Annotated in this window: 20 protein-coding genes; 4 read left to right on the forward strand and 16 right to left on the reverse strand. The window is 65.8% G+C overall.

Going from position 1 to position 18,162, the window contains the following annotated elements; all coding sequences use genetic code 11:
* Nucleotides 1-11: 11 nt before the first annotated feature.
* From C0R46_RS07835 to C0R46_RS07855, 5 genes are all read right to left on the reverse strand, one after another.
* On the reverse strand, nt 12-914 hold the full coding sequence (locus C0R46_RS07835; protein ID WP_102959033.1) for a methylenetetrahydrofolate reductase: 903 nt from the start codon (nt 912-914) through the stop codon (nt 12-14).
* Nucleotides 911-1,210, reverse strand: coding sequence for a virulence factor (locus C0R46_RS07840; RefSeq protein WP_102959034.1), 300 nt, complete (start codon nt 1,208-1,210; stop codon nt 911-913). Before C0R46_RS07840 ends, C0R46_RS07835 begins: the two co-directional genes overlap by 4 nt.
* Nucleotides 1,211-1,396: 186 nt before the next feature.
* Complete coding sequence (locus C0R46_RS07845) at nt 1,397-2,011, reverse strand: exopolysaccharide biosynthesis protein (RefSeq protein WP_102959035.1); 615 nt, start codon at nt 2,009-2,011, stop codon at nt 1,397-1,399.
* Between the two features lie 215 nt (nt 2,012-2,226).
* Nucleotides 2,227-2,433: a hypothetical protein gene (locus C0R46_RS07850; protein WP_102959036.1), complete on the reverse strand. Its 207-nt coding sequence runs from the start codon at nt 2,431-2,433 to the stop codon at nt 2,227-2,229.
* A 77-nt stretch (nt 2,434-2,510) separates the two neighbouring features.
* A complete protein-coding gene (locus C0R46_RS07855) occupies nt 2,511-3,152 on the reverse strand; it encodes a DUF1638 domain-containing protein (protein ID WP_245413466.1) in 642 nt (213 codons plus the stop codon).
* A gap of 163 nt (nt 3,153-3,315) precedes the next feature.
* Here C0R46_RS07855 and C0R46_RS20930 point away from each other — a divergent pair, with 163 nt between their 5' ends.
* A complete protein-coding gene (locus tag C0R46_RS20930) occupies nt 3,316-3,462 on the forward strand; it encodes an entericidin domain-containing protein (protein ID WP_198598269.1) in 147 nt (48 codons plus the stop codon).
* A gap of 180 nt (nt 3,463-3,642) precedes the next feature.
* Here C0R46_RS20930 and C0R46_RS07860 read toward each other — a convergent pair whose 3' ends face one another.
* Entirely contained in the window at nt 3,643-4,344 is a 702-nt protein-coding gene (locus C0R46_RS07860) for a corrinoid protein (protein WP_102959037.1), read from the reverse strand.
* A gap of 278 nt (nt 4,345-4,622) precedes the next feature.
* On the opposite strand from C0R46_RS07860, the gene C0R46_RS07865 reads away from it, so the two are divergent.
* Nucleotides 4,623-6,203 (forward strand): trimethylamine methyltransferase family protein, encoded by a 1,581-nt coding sequence (locus C0R46_RS07865; protein WP_102959038.1) that lies wholly within the window; start codon nt 4,623-4,625, stop codon nt 6,201-6,203.
* Between the two features lie 152 nt (nt 6,204-6,355).
* Here the strand turns inward: C0R46_RS07865 and C0R46_RS07870 are convergent, their stop codons facing one another.
* From C0R46_RS07870 to bmt, 4 genes are all read right to left on the reverse strand, one after another.
* A complete protein-coding gene (locus C0R46_RS07870) occupies nt 6,356-6,688 on the reverse strand; it encodes a type II toxin-antitoxin system HicB family antitoxin (RefSeq protein WP_102959039.1) in 333 nt (110 codons plus the stop codon).
* Complete coding sequence (locus C0R46_RS07875; protein WP_102959040.1) at nt 6,685-6,945, reverse strand: type II toxin-antitoxin system HicA family toxin; 261 nt, start codon at nt 6,943-6,945, stop codon at nt 6,685-6,687. Before C0R46_RS07875 ends, C0R46_RS07870 begins: the two co-directional genes overlap by 4 nt.
* A gap of 91 nt (nt 6,946-7,036) precedes the next feature.
* Entirely contained in the window at nt 7,037-8,689 is a 1,653-nt protein-coding gene (locus tag C0R46_RS07880) for a Na+/H+ antiporter (protein ID WP_102959041.1), read from the reverse strand.
* Between the two features lie 207 nt (nt 8,690-8,896).
* A complete protein-coding gene (bmt, locus tag C0R46_RS07885; RefSeq protein WP_102959042.1) occupies nt 8,897-9,931 on the reverse strand; it encodes a betaine--homocysteine S-methyltransferase in 1,035 nt (344 codons plus the stop codon).
* A 187-nt stretch (nt 9,932-10,118) separates the two neighbouring features.
* Between bmt and C0R46_RS07890 the strand changes: the two genes are divergently transcribed.
* Nucleotides 10,119-10,349: a hypothetical protein gene (locus C0R46_RS07890; RefSeq protein ID WP_102959043.1), complete on the forward strand. Its 231-nt coding sequence runs from the start codon at nt 10,119-10,121 to the stop codon at nt 10,347-10,349.
* Between the two features lie 9 nt (nt 10,350-10,358).
* Here C0R46_RS07890 and C0R46_RS07895 read toward each other — a convergent pair whose 3' ends face one another.
* The 4 genes from C0R46_RS07895 to C0R46_RS07910 form a co-directional block, all read right to left on the reverse strand.
* On the reverse strand, nt 10,359-11,414 hold the full coding sequence (locus C0R46_RS07895) for a quaternary amine ABC transporter ATP-binding protein (protein ID WP_102959044.1): 1,056 nt from the start codon (nt 11,412-11,414) through the stop codon (nt 10,359-10,361).
* Entirely contained in the window at nt 11,407-12,297 is an 891-nt protein-coding gene (locus C0R46_RS07900; RefSeq protein ID WP_102959045.1) for an ABC transporter permease, read from the reverse strand. The genes C0R46_RS07895 and C0R46_RS07900 overlap by 8 nt, the downstream gene beginning before the upstream one ends.
* Nucleotides 12,298-12,712: 415 nt before the next feature.
* Nucleotides 12,713-13,069 (reverse strand): response regulator, encoded by a 357-nt coding sequence (locus C0R46_RS07905; RefSeq protein WP_157944584.1) that lies wholly within the window; start codon nt 13,067-13,069, stop codon nt 12,713-12,715.
* Between the two features lie 188 nt (nt 13,070-13,257).
* Nucleotides 13,258-15,177 carry a putative bifunctional diguanylate cyclase/phosphodiesterase gene (locus tag C0R46_RS07910; RefSeq protein ID WP_425349869.1) on the reverse strand — a complete coding sequence of 640 codons (1,920 nt, stop codon included), beginning with the start codon at nt 15,175-15,177 and terminating at the stop codon, nt 13,258-13,260.
* A 482-nt stretch (nt 15,178-15,659) separates the two neighbouring features.
* Here C0R46_RS07910 and C0R46_RS07915 point away from each other — a divergent pair, with 482 nt between their 5' ends.
* Nucleotides 15,660-16,109 (forward strand): L,D-transpeptidase, encoded by a 450-nt coding sequence (locus C0R46_RS07915; protein WP_102959047.1) that lies wholly within the window; start codon nt 15,660-15,662, stop codon nt 16,107-16,109.
* A 69-nt stretch (nt 16,110-16,178) separates the two neighbouring features.
* Here the strand turns inward: C0R46_RS07915 and C0R46_RS07920 are convergent, their stop codons facing one another.
* Both C0R46_RS07920 and C0R46_RS07925 read right to left on the reverse strand, forming a co-directional pair.
* On the reverse strand, nt 16,179-17,096 hold the full coding sequence (locus C0R46_RS07920) for a lipid A biosynthesis lauroyl acyltransferase (protein ID WP_102959048.1): 918 nt from the start codon (nt 17,094-17,096) through the stop codon (nt 16,179-16,181).
* On the reverse strand, nt 17,093-18,157 hold the full coding sequence (locus C0R46_RS07925; protein ID WP_102959049.1) for a zinc-binding dehydrogenase: 1,065 nt from the start codon (nt 18,155-18,157) through the stop codon (nt 17,093-17,095). Before C0R46_RS07925 ends, C0R46_RS07920 begins: the two co-directional genes overlap by 4 nt.
* Nucleotides 18,158-18,162 lie beyond the last annotated feature (5 nt).

The raw sequence follows: 18,162 nt of genomic DNA on the forward strand, positions 1-18,162 counted from the left end.
GACGTGCCGCGTCAGGCCTGCAGCCGCAGCGGTTCGGCGTCTAGACCTACAGTGCCGGCGTTCCATGAGCCACGCTCGTAGAGCCATTCGGCCGACTTTTTCAGCCCACCGAAGGGAAAGACATGGATCTGGCGCACGGAGGTCTCGGCGCCGGCCTCCTGCCAGTGCCGCTCGATCGGGCCGACGACGGCTTCCGGCGAGTGGGTCGTGGCGAGGGCGGTTAGGGCGAGGGCGCGCTTCTTCAGGAAGGCGACGGAGTTGCCGACGCCGCAGAGCGCCGCGTATTTGATGAGCGTCGTGATCTTGGCGGGCCCGGCGACGCCGAGATGGATCGGCAGGCCGACGCCGGATTCGCGCACCGCCATCGACCACTGGATGAACATCTCCGCGTCGAAGCCGAACTGGGTGACGATGCGCATGCGCGCGCCCGTGCGCTCGGCGAAGTCGCGCTTCAGGCGCAGCGCGCTCTCGGCCGTGGTCAGCGAGAAGTCGGGCGAGCCCTCGGGATGGCCGGCGACGCCGATCTCGGTGATGCCGTAGCGGTCGAACAGTCCGCTCTCCAGTACCTCCATGGAGGAGGTGAAGGGGCCGGCCGCCTTATCGAGGCCGCCGCCGATGACGAGGATGTCGGTGACGCCTGCCTCCTCGGCATAGGCGCGGATGCGTGTCTCCAGCTCTTCGCGGCTGCGAATGCGGCGGGCCGGGATGTGCGGTACCGGCTTGTAGCCGAGATCGCTGACGCGCTTCGTCGCCGCGATGAAGGACTTCACGGGATCAACGCCGACATCGGTCAGGTAGGTGCGCGTTCCCTGCGGGAAGAGGCCGGGAAGATCGGCCGATTCCAGCGCCTGCTTCGGCGCGACCTCGATCGAGGCGGGGATGGGCGTGCTGCGCATTGCGGTGGCCGACATCATGTCTCATGCCCTTCGTTGGCGATCAGCGTCTTCAGGCGGGATGCATCGTAGGCGGTATCGATCTCTGCGAGTGCACGGTCGGCTTCGGCTTCCAGGTCAGTCGCCTCGCTCGGCGAGGAGACGCGCCGCCATTCCGCCAGATAGGCATCGGAATCCTTGGCTCCGACGCGCATCGCGCACATGTCGACGGCTTCGATGAAGCGAAGCGGCAGCTCCCGGCGGGCGGCCTTGCGGCCCTGCCGGACGACCACTTGGGCGGGAATGTCGCGCCAGTAGACGATCTGAAGCTCGGCCACGGCACGCCTCCCGCTGAAGTGCTGCTACCTTAGGAGGATACGCCTGTGCCGGCTGCGCTTCTCACGACAGCGGCCACGTCGGAATGCGACATGATGGAGAGAGTGCGACATCGGGCGCCTGGCGGCTCTGCGATGGCGGCCGCGCATCGTGGCGATCACGGACGTCCGTGGCTTGAGCCGCCCGCCTCAGATGAAGTGCATGAAGGCGTAGAGCGCTCCGCCATAGACGACGGCGAGCAGGATGATGGAGGCGATCCCCAGCAGGACACCGGCGCCGAGCCACAAGCCGTCCCGCACCGTCAGCGCGACGCCGAGGAAGCCGACGGCAATGCCCGGGAACATGTTGGTCAGCGGCGCCGGGAACAGCACCAGCGACGACAGGAACAGGGCGAACCAGCCGATGGCCATCGACAGGGCCTTGTCTTCTGCCGGCCAGTAACGGTGCCGCGCGAGGCGCTCGGCGCGCCGGAGCGGCGGGCCGATCCGCGCCATCACCCGCGCGAGAAGCTCGCGGCTGAAGCGCATGGCGCGCACGCGCTCCGGCAGCCAGAGATGTCGGCGTCCGAGGGCCAGCTGCAAGGAGACGACGCAGAGCGGCAGGCCGCAGATCAGCGAGGCGCCGGGCGGCAGCGGTATGGCATTCATGCCGCCGAACAGGATGAAGAACGCCCCGAAGGCACGGGCATCGAAGGCGTTCGCTATGTCGCCAACGGTGATGTCTGCGCCCGCGCCGACCGAGAGGCCGCGCAGGATGGCCGAGATGCGGCGCTGCGGGCGTCGTATCCGGCGCTTGCTGGACATCGGGAGAGTTGCGCTATCGGCGGAAATGGACAGGCCCCGGCGGCTGATGGTCGTCGGCGAGCTTACGCCTGGACGCTACAATATAGGTGCTCTTTGAAAAGAATTTGCGGCGACGGTTAGCGGCGTGTTGGCATGACTGCGGAAGACCCGAGCGGTCCGGCTCGAGGCACGCCCGGTTGGGACCGCTTCGTCAGGCTCGCTCCGGCGCCGTGGGCTCAGCCCGCATCCTGATCGTCTTCGTGGTCCTCGTCCTCATCATCACCGATGTCCGCGCCGATCAGCCGCTCGCCGTTCGGCACCCCGGCATAGTCGTTGTCCATCCGCTCAACGACGTTGCCGAAGTAGCCGCCGTCGGCGTCGCGGCTCGCCGGCGGCTGCGGCGTGGGATCCGGTGTGCCTGGCTTGCGCGGTGTGTCTGACATGCGGTCCTCCTTTGCCGAGAAGGAATGCGGAGCCGGTTGCGGGCGTTCCGTGCCGTCTTCGAAGGCGCGCGGTGCGCTCAGGATGCGCGCCGGGCCGTGGCGGCAAGAAGAGCCGCCGGCAGGTCGCCATAGCCGACGCTGCGGCGCTGATAGGCAAGGCCGAGCCGTCGGGCGATTGCCGCGGCGGCAGCATCGAGCTCGGGATCATCCTCTTGGGCGATATAGACGACGCGCTCGTAGCGCCCGAACAGCATGTCGCGCATCTCGGGATAACGATCGAGCTTCAGCGGCTTTGCGACGAAAGCGTCGAACTGGCGCGCCAGGAAGTCGGTGAGCCAGAAGGTCGTCAGATGCGCGTCGCCCTCGTCGGCGAAGCGGTCGTTGCCGCTGAAGAAGGAGTAGCAATGGGGGCCGGCGATGCGCTCGACCCCTTCGCGCTCACACAGGGCATCGAGAAGACCGCCGGTGCCGCAATCGGCATAGGCGATGAAGATGCGGGAGGCGCCGCCGGCCCGTGCCTCCGCAATGGCGGCCTCGACCGCGGGCGTGATCTTCTGCGGTGCGTTGTGGAGGATCGCCGGCAGGCAGGTGAGATCGACATGGCTGAGGCCGTTCGCCTCCATCACCGCCAGGACCTCGCGGGCGATGGCGCCACAGGCGATCACCGTCACCCGCTCCGCTGCGGTCGATTCATCCGAGATCGGTTTATTCGCAACCAATTTTTCGTCCCGCGGGAACTCGGCGCTGCCTCTGCCGTTTTTCCGTCAAAATGAACGTCCGGCGCGGATGCGGCGGTCGCCTTCATCGAACAGCTCGCGCACGGTCATTGCCGAAGCAATCCCGCTCCGGAACCCGCTGCGAGGCGTAACCGGAGAAACTGCCATGAAGAACCGCATCGCTCTCGTGTCGCTTGTCCTCGCTGGCGCGCTCGCCCTGTCAGCCTGCGCCAACACCGTCCGCGGCGTCGGCCGTGACGTTGGCAACACGGTCGACGCGACCGGCGCTGCGGCGAACGACATCGCCAACTAAGCGGCGTCGCTTCATTCCCGAATGGCCGAAGGCTCGGAGCGATCCGGGCCTTCTGCTTTATAGGCCTTCGAGCCAATCAGATCGGGCGCCCGGCTGCGCTGTGCAAGGTGCTGCGGATCCCGCAATCGCTGCCGCCGCAGCAAGGGTGCAGCGGCAGCCGAGCCGAGCGGCGGCGGACGATCAGCCGGCGGCGAGCTGGTTGTGCTTGCGCTTGATCAGGTCCTTGGCCGTTTCGACCGTCACCGCCGCGTCGCGGCAATAGGCATCGGCGCCGACCGCCTTGGCGAAGTCCTCGTTCAGCGGTGCGCCGCCGACCAGCACGATGACGTCGTCGCGGATGCCCTGCTGCACCAGCGTGTCGATGACGACCTTCATGTAAGGCATGGTCGTCGTCAGCAGCGCCGACATGCCGAGGAACTCCGGCTTGTGCTCCTCGATCGCGGCCAGATACTCCTCGACTGAGGTGTTGATGCCGAGATCGACGACGTCGAAGCCCGCGCCCTCCATCATCATGCCGACGAGGTTCTTGCCGATGTCGTGGATGTCGCCCTTCACCGTGCCGATGACCAGCTTGCCCTGCTTGGGGGCGCCGGTCTCGGCGAGCAGCGGGCGCAGGATCGTCATGCCCGCCTTCATGGCGTTGGCCGACAGAAGCACCTCGGGCACGAAGAGGATGCCGTCGCGGAAATCCTCGCCAACGATGCGCATGCCTTCGACAAGCGCCTTGGTGAGGACGTCATAGGGCGTCCAGCCGCGTTCGAGGAGGATCTGTGTGCCTTCCTCGATCTCCTCCTTCAGCCCGTCATAGAGGTCGTCCTTCATCTGGGCGACGAGATCGTCGTCGCTCAGTTCGGAAAGAACGATATCGTCTTCATCTGCCATTACGGACATCCCCGCCGCAGTCCGGCACTCCGCCTTCAAGGCGCGCCGCTTCGATCAAGGAGGATAGAGCAAGCGCGATCCTTCGCAATCGTCTCCAGCGACATGGCGTGCGGCAGAATGCGACGCGCACGCAGGGCCTTACGCGGCGCACCGCTGTCGCCCACGCGTCAGGCGCCGCCGCATCCGGAATTGCGGGCCGGCTTGGCGCCGCTACAATCGCTGTGAATGACGATTGCGCCGGCTGCCGCTGACTGCGGCGATTCGGCAGGGAGACGGCCATGACGGACGACATCGCGGGACTGGACGGAGTCGGCGCGGCAGCGGGCGGCGAGGGACGACGCGGCCGGGGCGGCGCCTCGGCGCGGCGGGCCGCACGCACCCAATCGGGCAGCGGGCCGAAGTTGACCTACATCACCCGCCGCATTCCCGAATACGAGGTGCTGAACGAGGAAGGCATCTCCCTGATCGAGGCCAATGCCGACACGGTGCTGGAAGAGATCGGTATCGAATTCCGGGACGATCCGGAGGCGCTTGCCATGTGGCGCGAGGCTGGCGCGGATGTGAAGGAGAACCGCGTACGCTTCCCCAAGGGGCTGTGCCGCGAGCTCCTGAAGACGGCGCCGCGCACCTTCACCCAGCACGCCCGCAATCCCGCCAACAACGTCCAGATTGGCGGCAAGGCCACCGTCTTCGCGCCGGTCTACGGTCCGCCATTCGTGCGCGACCTCGACGGCAAGCGGCGCTACGCCACGATCGAGGATTTCCGCAACATCGTGAAGCTCGCCTATATGGCGCCGGCAATCCACCATTCCGGCGGCACGGTCTGCGAGCCTGTCGACATCCCCGTCAACAAGCGGCACCTCGACATGGTGCACGCCCATATGCGCTACTCCGACAAGCCGTTCATGGGCTCAGTGACGGCGCCGGAGCGCGCCGTCGATACGGTGGAGATGTGCCGCATCCTCTTCGGCGAGAAGTTCGTCGACGAGAATACGGTGGTGATCAACCTGATCAACGCCAACTCGCCGATGACCTTCGACGGCACCATGCTCGGCGCCTTGAAGGTCTATGCGCGGGCGAACCAGGCCTGCATCGTCACCCCCTTCATCCTCGCCGGCGCCATGAGCCCGGTGACGGTGGCCGGCACGCTGACGCAGGTGCTGGCCGAGGTGCTGGCGGGCGCGGCCTTTACGCAGCTCTGCCGCAAGGGCGCGCCAGTGGTGTTCGGCACCTTTGCCTCGTCGATCTCCATGCAGTCTGGCGCGCCGACCTTCGGCACGCCGGAGCCCTCGCTCGTGTCGCTCGGCGCAGCGCAGCTCGCCCGCCGGCTGGGACTGCCCTTCCGCACCGGCGGCTCGCTCTGCGCCTCGAAGGTACCCGATGCGCAAGCAGCCTATGAGAGCGCCAACACGCTGAACTCGACGCTGCTCGCCGGCACCAACTTCGTGCTGCATGCGGCGGGCTGGCTCGAGGGTGGTCTCGCCACCTGCTACGAGAAGTTCATCATGGACTGCGACCAGCTCGGCATGATGCAGCGCTTCTCGGAAGGGGTCGATCTCAGCGAGAACGGGCAGGCGCTGAGCGCGATCCGCGAGGTGGGCCCGGGCAGCCATTTCCTCGGCTGCGCCCATACGCAGGCGAATTTCCAGACGGCGTTCTACCGCTCGACCATTGCCGACAACAATTCCTACGAGCAGTGGCTGGCCGAGGGCGAGCAGCGGGCCGAGAACCGCGCCAATGCCCTTTGCCGCAAGTGGCTGGAGACCTACGAGGCGCCGGCGCTCGACGCCGGCATCGAGGAGGGGCTGACCGCCTTCATCCGGCGGCGCAAGGAGTCCGAACCCGACGCTTTCGCCTGAAGGCGTCAGGCGGACCCGGCCGCCAAGCTAGGTGATCTGATCCACCGTGCCGTCTGGCGCACCGGCTGGAGCTAAGGTCGAATGAGACGAGCGCGACGGCCCTACGTTTTCGCGCTCGATCGTCGCCTATCGGAGAGAGCACCTCTCGGCGCCTACCGCAGCGCTGCTCGCTCCAAGGTCGAGACCACCCACTTGTTGAGGCTGACCCCCGCCCTCCTGGCAGCGGACACGAAAGCTCGATGAGCCGAAGGCTCAGTGCGGACAACGAACTGTCCCGAGAAGGGCTTCTCCGGTTCCTCGCCGCGCTCCTTGCAGAAGGCCAGATAGTCCTCGACGGAGTCGCGGAAGGCCGTCTTCAGCTCCGCGACGGAGGCACCCTGGAAGGTGATGACATCACGGAGGTTGAGGACTTCCCCATGGAAGATCTCCGCTTCGTCATCGAACTCGACCGCTGCTTCATAGGCCTTGTAGCGCATTACCGTCATGGCTTGATCCCTGCCTCGGTCAGGAAGCGACGCACCGATTTCACCGCGCCTTTGTCGGTCTCCTTCTGAGGATGCGGGCGGTGAAATACCGCGCGTATCCCGTTGAGCACCACGCGCACGCGCGATCCATGGCCCTCGCTGATCTCGGCGCCGCAAGCGTCCAGAAGAGCCTCGATATTCCGCCAAGCGATACCGGCACGAACCGGATCGTCGAAGATGGCTTCTAGCGTGGCCTCATGCTTCTTGTTCAGAGGCATATAGTATCGCCTGGCGATATCATCAACAGCGGGCGTTGACCCAGACCTGCACGACAATGCGCCGCCTGGTACTCGTTCGCCAGCCCTCCGCCTAATGCCCGCCCGTGCCCGGCCGGTAGCGCGCCTCGAGCAAGTCGAGCTCGCGGACCAGCTTCCTCGCCGTCTCGCTGCTGATGCGGCGGCGGCGCAGCGAGGCGAAGATCGCATCTCGCTCGGCTTTGACGGCGGTCAGGCGCAGACCCTCTTCGACCAGCTCGCTGCGGCGGGCGAGCGCCGCCTCCTCACCATCATGGGAGAAGCGCGACAGCCTTTCGCGATAGAAACCCATGACACGCGCGGCTGCATCGACATAGACGTCGGCATCGGTTCGTCCGGCGGACAGGTCGTGCTGCGCCTTTTCCACCGCCTTGATCGCGGCTTCGGCTGCGATGATACGGGCGCGGTCCTCCTCCGCCTCCCGCTCGGTGTGCGGCTCCATCTCGAGGTCCTTCAGGAGAAGAGGCAGCGCGAGGCTAGCGGCAACGAGCGAGAGGATGATGACGCTGGTTGCAAGGAAGATGGTGAGATCGCGGGCGGGGAATGGCGCACCACCCGGCAGCGTCAGCGGCAGGGTCAGCACGCCCGCCAGCGTGATGGCGCCCCGGACGCCGGCCAGCGAGACCGCAAGAACCAGCCGCCGCGGCGGCCGCCTGATGGCGATGCCCTGCCGCTGGCGACGGACCAGGCTGATACTGAGCGACACAGTCACCCAGACGAGCCGGAGCAGCGCCAGACCAACGGTGATGGCGACGGCATAGAGGAGCAGCCACCAGATGTTCCCGATACCGGCGCTGCGGGCGGCCTCGTCGGCGCTGCCGAGGATCACCGGCAACTGCTCGCCGAGCAGCACGAAGATGACGCCGTTGGCAGCGAACTGCACCATGTCCCAGACGGTGCTCCGGCGCACGCGCGTGCCGCCCTGGCCGCGCCCGGAGAACTCCGTGATGCTCATGGTGACGCCGGCAGCGACCGCAGCGAGGATGCCGGAGCAGTGAAGATGCTCGGCCGCGAGATAGGCGGCGAAGGGGATCAGCAGGCTGATCAGGATCTGCGAGCCGCTTTCCTCGCCGAAGCGGCGCGAAACGAAATCGCCGGCCCGCACGATCAGCCAGGACACGGCGATGCCGACAGCGATGCCGCCGAGCGCAAGCCAGAGGAACGTCAGGCTGGCATCCCAGAGCGAGAAGGTGCCGGTCAGTGCCGCGGCAATGGCGAAGCGCAGGCAGACAAGTCCGGACGCGTCGTTGAGAAGCGACTCGCCTTCCAGGATGTGCATCAGCCGATCCGGAATCGGCACGCGTGCCGCGATGGCCGAGACGGCGATCGGGTCGGTCGGCGAGACGACGGCGGCCAGCGCGAAGGCCACCGGCAGCGGCATGGCCGGGATCATCCAGTCGATGAAGAAGCCCATGCCGAGCACGGTAAAGACGACGAGCCCCAGGGCGAGCTCCAGGATCGTCCCGGCGTCGCGCAGCATCTCGTCCTTCGGGATACGCCAGCCGTCCAGAAAGAGAAGCGGCGGCAGAAAGAGAAGGAAGAACAGCTCTGGATCGAGCTGCACGCGAAGATTCGCGGCAAAGCCGATGATGGCGCCGAGCGCGATCTGCACCAGCGGTCGCGGCAGGCCTACGGGAAGCATGCGCGACAGCGCGCCGCTGACGACGACGGCGAGGAGAAGGACAAGGATGGTGGAGACTGCTTCCAAGCGCTGACACCTCCTCGCAACTGCCGGATTCTGCCGTAGCCGAGCCAATTTACCTGCGGCAGCTGCCACGTTGACGGCAACGCCAAAGGCCGACGCCGACTGTCACGCGGCAGAGACTCGCGCCGGGTTCGCCGCGAGCTCTGTGCCTTGCCAGGCGAGGTGAGTTGTTCTCACGCCACGGGAACGGCGCCGCGCCTTGGTGGCCTGTTACGAAGCTGCCGCGTCGGAGCCGCCACGGCGCGAGCGCCGCGTGCGGCCGGCGCCGCCTTCGGCGCCGGATTCGGACGCCTGCTTGTTGACCAGCGGTCCGACCGTCTCGACGATCTCTTCCACCGTCGGGCGATGCCGGCGGACATGATGGTCCAACGCGCCGCGCATGGCCGCGAGATGATGGGGCGAGGTGCCGCAGCAGCCGCCGATGATGCGCGCGCCGGCGTCGATCGCGAGGCGCGCATAGTCCGCCATCTGCTCCGGCGTGCCGGAATAGACCGTCTTGCCGTCCTGATAGCGGGGGATGCCGCAGTTGGCCTTCACCACGATCGCCGCGCCGGTGCTGCCTGTATCGAACTCCAGTGCGGTCGCCAGCATGTCAGAGGCGCCGACGCCGCAATTGGCGCCGAGCGCCAGCGGCGACTGCCCGATATCTTCGACGGACTTCCAGAAGTCCTTCGGGTGGATGCCCATCATGGTGCGGCCGGCACTGTCGAAGGAGCCGGTGGCGACATAGGGCATGCCGCAGGCGACCGCCGCCTCGGCCGCGGCATGCACTTCTTCCGCAGCCGACATGGTCTCGATCCAGACGACATCGGCGCCGCCGGCCTTCAGGCCCTCGATCTGCTCTTTGAAGGCTGCCACGGCGTCGGCGTAGGCGAGGGCGCCGATGGGCTCCAGGATTTCGCCGGTCGGGCCCACAGACCCCCCGACGATTACCGTCCGGCCAGAGGCGTCGGCGACGGCGCGCGCCAGTTCGGCCGCCTTGCGGTTGAGATCATGCGTCCGGTCCTCGGCCTTGTGCAGCTTCAGACGATGGCGGTTCGCGCCGAAGGAACAGGTGAGAATGATGTCGGCGCCGGCATCGACGAAAGACTGGTGCAGGGCGCTGATACGATCCGGATGCTGCTCCAGCCACATTTCCGGCGCTTCGCCGGATTCGAGCCCGACATCGAACAGATTGGTCCCGGTCGCGCCGTCGGCGAGGAGGACGCCTTTTTCCTCGAGCAGGCGGCTCAGCGCATCGGTCATGGCACAACTCCTGTGGCGGCGGCAGATCGGCTTCGGCTGGTGTTTTCTCTGGGTACCGGCCCGCGTGGAGAGGGTCAATCGCGTGGCACCCGAAGCTGACGCCAAGCTGACTTCCCCTTCAGTCTTTACCTTGCGTTAACTCTATCCTTAGACATCTATAGAAGCATCGGAGCCGAGGAGATTCGCCATGGAATGGGTGAGCAGCGGGCGCAAGCCAAGCCGGTTCGACGAGGCGGAGCTGATGGTAGCGGCCATCCGCGTGCTCGCTGCCGAGGGCTTTGACCGGCCGGTCATCGAGCGAACGCTGATGAATATCGCGCCTGTCGACCTCGATCTCCTCCATGACTGCCTCGACGTCATCGCAACAATGACGCCTCTGGACGTGCCAACCGCGGCGTCGGCTGCCAAGGCAGCCTGATCAGGCGCCCTATGGCGAGGTCAGCGGCGGCGTCACCATCGCCGCGACCAGGGCCGCCTGTGTGACTGTGCCCAGCACCTTCCCGCTCGCGTCCACGACACGCCCGAGCGAGGCGCCCGCGTCCGACAGCTGCCGGACCGCTTCCTCCACCCACATGCCGGCCGTCAGCTGGACCGCGCCGCTTGTCTCATCAACGGATCCAGGCTGCATCACCGCCCCCACCCTGAGGACGCGTCCGCGGTTCACCTGCGCTACGAAGTCCCGCACATAGGCATCGGCCGGCCGCAATACGATCTCCGGGGTCGAGCCTCGCTGAACGATGCGACCGTCGCGCAGAATGGCGATGCTGTCGCCGAGCCGCAGCGCCTCGTCGAGATCGTGGGTGATGAAGACGATGGTCTTCTTCAGCTCCGTCTGCAGTCCCAGCAGTACGCTCTGCATATCGGCCCGGATGAGGGGATCGAGCGCCGAGAAGGCCTCGTCCATCAAGAGGATGTCGGCATCGGTCGCCAGCGCCCGCGCCAGGCCGACGCGCTGCTGCATGCCGCCGGAGAGCTGTGCAGGATAGGCGTCCTCGTAGCCGCCCAGGCCGACGCGCTCGATCCAGCGCATGGCCGCTTCCCGGCGCTCATGGCGGGCGCGACCGATGATCTTCAGCCCATAGGCGACATTCTGCCGGACCGTCCGGTGCGGAAGAAGGGCAAAGCGCTGGAAGACCATGGAGATGTGCCGGCGACGGAAGTCGCGTAAGCGGCGCGGCGACATGGCGAGGACGTCCTCGCCGAGAACGGCGATCGACCCCGCCGACGGCTCGATCAGGCGGTTGACGTGCCGCACCAGTGTCGACTTGCCCGAGCCGGACAGGCCCATGACGACCTGGATGCTGCCGGCCGCGACGTCGAGGTCGATGCCGTCGAGCGCCAGCACCTGACCGTTGCGGGCCAAGAGCTGTGGCTTGTCCAGGCCCGCCCTCACGTCGGCCACGCCAGCGGCTTCGTCGGATCCGAAGATCTTGACGAGGTCGCGGATGCGGATGGCCGGTTCGCCGGACCTCGCATCAGCCATTCCGGGTCGCCTCCCGATGCTGCTGCAGGCGCCGGCCATAGGCCTGGCTGGCGCGATCGAAGATGATGGCGATGGCCACGATGGCGAGCCCGTTCAGTAGGCCTTGGGTGAAATACTGGTTGGTGATCGCCTGCAGCACCGGCTGGCCGAGACCGCGCACGCCAATCAGCGAGGCGACGACGACCATGGCGAGCGCCATCATGATGGTCTGATTGATGCCGGTCATGATGGTCGGCAGCGCCAGCGGCAGCTGCACCTGCCATAGCGTCTGCCAGCGGCTGGAGCCGAACGCGTCAGCGGCTTCGAGCACTTCGCGGTCGACCAGGCGAATGCCGAGATCGGTCAAACGGATCATCGGCGGTACCGCGTAGATCACCACGACGATGAGGCCGGGGATCAGGCCGATGCCCAGCAGCATGACGATCGGGATGAGATAGACGAAGCTCGGCATCGTCTGCATCACGTCGAGCACCGGGCTGATGATCGTCCGCACCCGGTTCGACCAAGCCATGGCGACGCCGACGGGCAAGCCGATCGCGATCGCGATGACGGTGCAGACGATGATGATGGACAAGGTGCGCATCGTGTCCTCCCACAGGCCGAAGAGGCCGATGAGGAGGAGGGCGGCAACGCTGCCGATCGTGACGATCGTCGAGCGGCTCGCCAGCCAGACGATGGCGGCGGCGGCGGCGATGATCAGCCACCAGGGCGTCGTGATCAGCAGGCTTTCAAACCAGAGCAGGAAGTCGAGCAAGGGCCGGAACGCGGCTTCGATGCTGCCGCCCCATGCGCGCGAGAAGGCGCGGTAGTGCTGATCGACCGCGCGGGCACTTTCCCGCAGCGTGCGCCCTTCGATCTGCGGGAAATGCCAAATCCAGTCCAACTCTACCTCTCCCGAGGGCGTATGCGCCGCGCCGCGTCCGAGAGATAGGGCGGGAGAGATGAACGTCCGCAGTTCAAGAGCATTTCCGGCGAAGGCAAATCCCAACGGCCGGATGCAGTCGGCAGAGGAAGTCCGTGTTCACCGGAAATGCTCCAGCCGCAGGAGTGTAATCAAAGAAGCCGCGGGCTGTTAGCCGAACGGTAACACCTGCGTGTGTATCAATGAGGGGCGACGAAGAGCGACGCCCAAACCGGATCAGGTATTGCGTACCGGCACGGCGACGACTTCATCTACCGGCCTAGTCCCGGTACGGCTTTCCCTTTCATCAAGCAGCGTTCGCTGTGCCGTGGAGCCGGTGGCATTCTCGCATCTGCGGATGCGTGCTGCGGCTGCGCGATGGCCGTGTCCTGTCGAGTCAGGCAGCGGCGGCGGGCAGGACGCCTGCAATCTCGGTCGCCCGGAACGGCTTGGACACACGCGGAACCGCGCCGAAGTTGTTCGGCAGCGTTTCCAGGCTGCTCGAGATAAAGCAGAAGGGTATCCGCTTCTTCAGGAGCTGCTTGGCAACCGGCAGCGAGGTCGTCCGCGGCGATCCAAGATTGATATCCAGCATCGCGAAGTCGATGCCCTGTGCCAGATGTCGCAAACCTTCTTCGGCAGTTGAAGCAACAACGACTTCAGCGTCGAGCTTGCTGAGAACGATCTCCTCGAGGTCGATGGCTATGATGGGTTCATCTTCAAGTATAAGGATCCGCATGACGTCGCCCTTCAATTTCTAGGACAATGCGGCCCTGCACAATTGGTTGCCCACATAGATCAATTTGAGTCAAAAAAGTCCATTAAACCAATCATTTACCATATAGATGAAAGGGCGGATCAAGCTCCGATATAGCTCGGCCTGAGCCATCAGCCGACCATATCCCGCCGTCTATTCCGCAATGCGGATGCGCAGCCTGGGGGTTAGCCCACCAGGGCGATCGAGCGCGGCACGCCGGAGTCCAGCTGCCGGCCGACGCGGTATTTCGCCAGGATCTCGCCCGCAACACGGTCCGCCGCCATCGGCTTGCCGAAGAGGTAACCCTGCAGCTGATCACAGCCCGCGCCGCGCAAGAGCGTGACCTGCGCCTCCGTCTCGATGCCTTCCGCGGTCACCTTCATCCCCATGTGATGCGCCATGGAAACGATTGTCTCGACAATCTGCGGAACGTTACGTTCGCCTTCTTCGAATGCCTTCATGAAGGACTGGTCGATCTTCAGCTTGTCGAAGGGGAAGCGCCAGAGGTAGCCGAGCGAGGAATAGCCGGTGCCGAAATCGTCCATGTCGATGGAGATGCCGAGACTCTTCAGCTCGCGCAGCTGCGTCAGGATGTTGTCGGAGCGCTCGAGGAGAAGCGACTCCACGACCTCGATCTCCATCCGCCGCCCCTCGATGCCGGCCGCCTCAATGGCGGAGCGGACGATGTCGACAAGGTCGCCGTCGCGGAACTGGACGGCGGAGAGGTTGACGGACACGAAGAGTTCCTGAGGCCAGGCGGCGATCTGGCGCGTCGCTTCGCGGATCACCCAGGTGCCGATGGCCTTGATGTAGCCGCGTGCCTCGGCGATCGGGATGAAGACAGACGGCGGAACATAGCCACCTTCGCCGTCGCGCAGGCGGATCAGCGCCTCGAAACCGAGGAGCAGCGAGCCGTCGCCGCTGACGATAGGCTGGTAGAAGAGCTCGAAGCCGTCTTCCTCCAGCGCGGCGCGCAGCAGCGCCTCGATCTGGCGGCGGCGGAAGAGCTCCTCGTCCATAAAGGGGTCGAAGGTGGCGAAGTCGCCCGACTTCATCGCCTTGTGATGCATCAGGGCGAGTTCGGAATGCTTGACGAGCTCGCTGTGGGTGCGACCGTCCTTCGGCACCATGGCAACGCCGATCGAGATCCGCGGCGTCACCGTCTGTCCGGCGAGTTCGACCGGTTCGCTGACGGCATCGACGATCCGGCGGGTGAGGGCCGACAGATCGTTCAGTCCACCGAGCCGGCGGTGTAGAACCGTGAAGTCGTCGGCGCCGATGCGGCCGAGAAGATCGTTGCGGTCGACGACGCTCGTCAGGCGTCGCGCCACGATGCGGAGCAACTCGTCGCCCTGCACCTGACCGAGGCTGTCGTTGATTTCCGACAGACCGTCGATATCGATGAACAGGAACGCCATCTGTTCGCGCGTCGCCCGCGACGTTGCGAGAACACGGTCGGTTTCTTCCTGCATCCGCGTGCGGTTGAAGAGATGCGTCAGCGGATCATGGTTGGCGAGGAAGTGGATGCGCTCGTCCGCCTCGTTCATCTTCTTCTGACGGCGCAGATACACGAGCAGCGGGATGCCGGTCGCAACCAGCAGCACTGCGAACAGCGACAGCGATGCACCGAGGAGCGTCGACCTGTAGGCCCTGCGGTCCTCGGTCATGCCGGCAATGATGGAGACGAAGCCGATGGTGCGGCCGTCGCGGATCAGCGGCGTGATGACGGACGGATCGGAGCTGCCGTCGTCATAGACGATCTGCCATTCGCCAGGACGCTCGATCACCTGGCGAGACAGCCGGTCACCGGAGCGCAGACCGCCCGGCCGATCCCGCAGCAGCCACTTGTAGCGCTCGGACCGCGACGAGAAGACCTCCTCGCCGTTTAGATCGAAAATGCTGAAGGCATCGATCTCCGCCAGCGCCGCAACCTCGCGGATGGTGCTTTCCGCGTCCGGGTTGCGGGCAATGCCGGTCAGGAAGGCTTCGGCGTTGCCCTTGGGGGAAATCAGCAGGGCTGCAAAGCTGGCACCCTTTTCCCGCATGGCGGTCTCGACCAGCTGGCCGACCGCCCCGGCGCCGAGACTGAGGATGCTGACCAACACAAAGGCTGCGATCGCAACGCCTCCGATTATGGTCGCCCAGTATCGTTTCGCCAGATTGAGAAGCATCACTCACACAGTGCCATGTTGGCGGCGACGCTAACCTGCAGAAGTAAAAAAACTCTCAGGATCGTTGTATGATGACTGTACCACGAGCAAGACTGCATCCGAATTTGGCCGGCTTGCTGGAGAGATCAGGTGGCACTGCTTCGGCGAGTTCCAGTGCTTGGCCGTAAGCGCGCCAAGCCCTGAGCCGGCAGTCAGCCCCGTGCGGCTGCGACAATCCGGCGCAAACGCCAACTGGAACAAACGGATCCGGTGGCTTTGGCCGCTGAGGCCATACGGCTCGTCGTCCGGCTATAGCGGCGACGGATGATGCGGCGACGATGCCCGTGCCTTCGAAATATTAGACGAAAGTTCTAGCCGGCGAGTCAGGTGATCATCGAGCGGGTCTCCACTACGGTGACGTTCGGGGGCATGCCGACATGATCTGGAGAGAACCGGTGCAACGCATCGCGATAGTCTGCGTCCTGCTGTTTGGACTTTTGAACCTGATAGCGCCTGCCGCAGCGGGAGCGCGCCTCGTGGCGCAGGTCGATATTTCAGCGCAGACGATGACGGTCTCCCTGGGCGAACAGGTGGTCTACCGCTGGCGAGTTTCGACCGCCGGAAGAGGCTACGTCACCCCTGTGGGCACGTATCGTCCGACCCGCCTGCATCGCATGTGGTATTCGCGCAAATACGACGACGCACCCATGCCGCATTCGATCTTCTTCCGCGGTGGCTACGCGATCCACGGCACCGGCGCGATCCGTCAGCTTGGCCGCCCAGCCTCGCATGGCTGCGTTCGCCTGCATCCACGCCATGCGGCGGCGCTGTACGCGCTCGTGAGACAATTCGGCCGCAGCAATACGTCGATCGTCATCCGACGCTGACGCCGGGCGGTCGCAAGCGTTTCACGGCATCCAGGGGACTAGGCAGTCGCTGCGCTGCCTGGCGTCAGGTCAGATCTGCCAGCGGCGGTGGAACCACATCCACTGATCCGGATATTCCCGCACCCATCCCTCGACGACGTCGTTGAGGAGCTGGCAGGTGGCAGGCACGTCGACGACGCCTGCCTCCGTGCGGGGCAGCTCCAGCCGCGGTTGCAGCTCCAGCCGGTAGCGGCCGCCGGGAAGCCGGATGGAGCGGGCGGGATATACCTCGCAATCGAACTGGCGCGCGAGCTTGGCAAGCAACGGATTGGTGCGGCACTCGCGCCCGAAGAAGCGCGTCAGCACGCCCTTGCCGAACTTCTGGTCGACCAGCATGCCGACGGCGCCGCCACTCTGCAGCGTACCGGCCAGCGCCCAGGCGGCACCGGCCTTGGACGGTACCAGATGGCCGCCGGCGGTACGGCGCGCCTTCAGAAGCTCGCGGGCGATTACCTTGTTGTTCGGCTGGCGGAAGAGGGCGGTGACCTCCAGCCCGTAGGTCGCGGCGCAGATCGGCAGCAGCTCGAAGCAGCCGAGATGGCCGGTGAAGAAGATGAACGGTCCTTTGCGGTTGCGAAGGTCCTCGAAGATCTCCTTGCCCTCGACCTCGACGATACCGGCATTCGGGCGCTCGGGATCGTAGTCAAAGATCTCTTCCAGGAAGACGAACTCGGCGGCGACGCGCCCCATCTGGCCCCAGTTGCGCCGCGCGGTCTTCTCCACCCAAGCCTCGTCTTTTTCGGGATAGGCGAGACGCAGGTTCTCCTTGGCGAGGCGATGGCGCGGGGTGAGTGGACCGAGCAGCCGCGTGAAGTTCTCCGCGACATTGAGACCGGCACGCGCCGGGAAGAGGCGCACGATCGCGAGCAGCGCGAACAGCGCCTGCGCGATCAGCCAGTTCTGGCCCTTGCGCCAGCGCTTCCAGAGCTTGGCGATGCGCGGGTTCATGCGAAGGCGGTCGAGCCCTGCGCCGAGGAGGCGCCGTCCATGTCAAGAATGATCTTGCCGAAGACCTGCCGACCTTCCATGCGGCGCAAGGCAATGTCGATCTCGTCGAAGCCGATCATCGTGTCGACAACCGGGCGGACGAGACCACGCGCCATCTTCTGCATCGACAGCGCCATGTTCTCCATGCGGCAGCCGAAGGAGCCGATCAGGCGCAGTTGCTGCTGGAAGAGCTGCATGAGGTTCACTTCGGTCGAGACACCCGAGGTCGAGCCGCAGGTGACGAGGCGGCCGCCGCGGCGCAGCACCAGCATGGAGCCGGCGAAGGTGTCCTTGCCGACGTGCTCGAAGACGACGTCGACGCCGCGCTTCTTCGTCAGCTTGCGCACGACGCCCTCGAAGCGGTCCTCGCGGTAATTGATGACGTGGTCGGCGCCGAGCGCACGTGCCGGCTCGATCTTGTCGTTCGAGCCGACGGTGGTGATGACGGTGGCGCCGTGCCGCTTGGCGAGTTGGATCGCCGCCGTGCCGATCCCTGAACCGCCGGCATGGACGAGGATCGTCTCGCCCGGTTCGAGCTTGGCGTTGTCGAAGAGCATATGCTCGACCGTGCCGAAGGTGACCGGCGCAACCGCCGCACCGACCGCGTCACAGCCATGCGGTGCCGGGACGAGCAGGCGCGCCGGCAGGTTCACCCGCTCGGTGGCAAAGCCGTCGAGATGGAAGCCGTGGACGCCCGAGACGTGTTCACACAGGTTGTCGCGGCCTTCGCGGCAGGGCCGGCACAGGCCGCAGGTGCGCGCGCCATAGATGGAGACGAGCTGGCCCGGCAGCACGCCGGAGGCGCCGGGGCCGATCGCCTCGACAAAGCCGGAGGCTTCGGCACCGACGACGAGCGGCATCTTGCGCTTGGCAAATGCCATGCCGCGCCAGCCCCAGACATCGATGTGGTTCAGAGCGACCTTGGAGATGCGCACCGTCGCCTCGCCGAAACCCGGCGCGGGCGGTTCGTCGATCTCGGTACGTCGGAGATCGCGGTCGCCGACGAGTTGCAGTGCGTGCATGGGAT

The sequence above is a fragment of the Mangrovicella endophytica genome (assembly GCF_002893625.1).
In the GTDB taxonomy this organism is placed as follows: Bacteria; Pseudomonadota; Alphaproteobacteria; order Rhizobiales; family Rhizobiaceae; genus Mangrovicella; species Mangrovicella endophytica.

Coding starts and splice junctions, on each gene's coding strand:
- C0R46_RS07835 (WP_102959033.1), bottom strand. CDS start 914: ATGATGTCGGCCACCGCAATGCGCAGCACGCCCATCCCCGCCTCGATC.
- C0R46_RS07845 (WP_102959035.1), bottom strand. CDS start 2,011: ATGTCCAGCAAGCGCCGGATACGACGCCCGCAGCGCCGCATCTCGGCC.
- C0R46_RS07850 (WP_102959036.1), bottom strand. CDS start 2,433: ATGTCAGACACACCGCGCAAGCCAGGCACACCGGATCCCACGCCGCAG.
- C0R46_RS20930 (WP_198598269.1), top strand. CDS start 3,316: ATGAAGAACCGCATCGCTCTCGTGTCGCTTGTCCTCGCTGGCGCGCTC.
- C0R46_RS07860 (WP_102959037.1), bottom strand. CDS start 4,344: ATGGCAGATGAAGACGATATCGTTCTTTCCGAACTGAGCGACGACGAT.
- C0R46_RS07865 (WP_102959038.1), top strand. CDS start 4,623: ATGACGGACGACATCGCGGGACTGGACGGAGTCGGCGCGGCAGCGGGC.
- C0R46_RS07870 (WP_102959039.1), bottom strand. CDS start 6,688: ATGACGGTAATGCGCTACAAGGCCTATGAAGCAGCGGTCGAGTTCGAT.
- C0R46_RS07875 (WP_102959040.1), bottom strand. CDS start 6,945: ATGCCTCTGAACAAGAAGCATGAGGCCACGCTAGAAGCCATCTTCGAC.
- bmt (WP_102959042.1), bottom strand. CDS start 9,931: ATGACCGATGCGCTGAGCCGCCTGCTCGAGGAAAAAGGCGTCCTCCTC.
- C0R46_RS07890 (WP_102959043.1), top strand. CDS start 10,119: ATGGAATGGGTGAGCAGCGGGCGCAAGCCAAGCCGGTTCGACGAGGCG.
- C0R46_RS07895 (WP_102959044.1), bottom strand. CDS start 11,414: ATGGCTGATGCGAGGTCCGGCGAACCGGCCATCCGCATCCGCGACCTC.
- C0R46_RS07915 (WP_102959047.1), top strand. CDS start 15,660: ATGATCTGGAGAGAACCGGTGCAACGCATCGCGATAGTCTGCGTCCTG.
- C0R46_RS07920 (WP_102959048.1), bottom strand. CDS start 17,096: ATGAACCCGCGCATCGCCAAGCTCTGGAAGCGCTGGCGCAAGGGCCAG.
- C0R46_RS07925 (WP_102959049.1), bottom strand. CDS start 18,157: ATGCACGCACTGCAACTCGTCGGCGACCGCGATCTCCGACGTACCGAG.